The organism is Treponema sp. R6D11 (assembly GCF_054786075.1).
Map to the genome: position 1 here is coordinate 1 of NZ_BDHD01000397.1, position 1,167 is coordinate 1,167.

At 35.6% G+C, this 1,167-nt stretch carries 2 protein-coding genes; both read left to right on the top strand.

The genetic code is table 11. From position 1 onward, the window contains the following. The first annotated feature begins 26 nt into the window (after positions 1-26). Positions 27-737: a D-alanyl-D-alanine carboxypeptidase family protein gene (locus ACYVTD_RS13455; RefSeq protein ID WP_461248245.1), complete on the top strand. Its 711-nt coding sequence runs from the start codon at positions 27-29 to the stop codon at positions 735-737. After that, entirely contained in the window at positions 701-1,060 is a 360-nt protein-coding gene (locus ACYVTD_RS13460; protein WP_461248246.1) for a hypothetical protein, read from the top strand. The genes ACYVTD_RS13455 and ACYVTD_RS13460 overlap by 37 nt, the downstream gene beginning before the upstream one ends. The last annotated feature ends 107 nt before the right edge of the window (positions 1,061-1,167 follow it).

The window sequence follows — 1,167 nt, forward strand, 5'->3', positions numbered from 1 at the left end:
CTTTAGAGCTAGCATAAAATTTTCTTATGAAATTTATAGAGAAACAATTGCTAGTTTTATTTTTGTTATTAAGCTTTGTGGCACCTGTTAATGCGAATTCTGCAAAGAGCTCAATTCTTATAGAGAAGCAGACTGGGCGTGTTTTGCTTGAAAATAATGCTAACGAAAGAATGGGTATGGCAAGTACGACCAAGATCATGACGGCAATTGTTGCTCTTGAAAATTCAAAGCTTACTGATGTCGTGACCGCTTCGCATAATGCAAGCATGATTGAAGGGACTAGCATATATTTAGCTGAAGGTGAGCAAATGCTTATGGAGGATTTGCTGTATGCACTGCTTCTGAACTCTGGAAATGATGTTGCGACGGCGATAGCGGAACACCTTGGCAAGAATGAGGCTGGGTTTGTTAAACTAATGAATGCCAAAGCTATTCAACTTGGGCTTAAAAATACGCATTTCACTAATCCGCATGGGCTAGCGGATCCGCAGCATTATACAACGAGTTATGAACTGGCTATGATTGCGCGCTATGCTTTGAACAATCCTAAGTTTGCTGAAATTGTATCAACGCAAAGAAGGAGGATTGCTCGGCAACGTGAGGGTGGAATAGAATTTCTAAAAAACCATAATAAGTTGCTTGGAACATATGAAGGGGCAACAGGCATAAAAACTGGGTTTACAAAAAAACAGGTAGAACATTGGTTTCCTCGGCTTTTAGAGATGGTATGGAGTTAATTTGTGTCACCCTTAATGATGGGAATGATTGGAAAGATCACAAAGAAATGTTGGATTACGGATTTGAAAAATTTAAAGTTCGAGCTGTATATAAAAAGGGAGCTGTTCTTGGTAAGAATAAAGTCCCTGAAAATATTTATGTATGTTTGAAGGATAAAGAAAAATTTAAGGTTGAAATCAAAGATGAAAAAGTTTATGTAATTGTTAACGGTTATACCCAAAATATATATGATATATCGGGAAAAACAGGAAAGGAAAAAAATGCAAAACATCGGTTTTTTCAAAATTTTAATTTAGTGTTTGAAAGAATGATAAACATTTGACAATGGTGGAATATTATGGTATAATACTAAAATCATAATTGGGGGAGACAACGGTGAGAAAAAGAATAAACGATATAATATTCTAAATAATTTTAGCGCTTTAGCAT

Excerpts from the sequence above, each read along its gene's own strand:
- ACYVTD_RS13455 (WP_461248245.1), top strand. The coding sequence starts at position 27 with ATGAAATTTATAGAGAAACAATTGCTAGTTTTATTTTTGTTATTAAGC.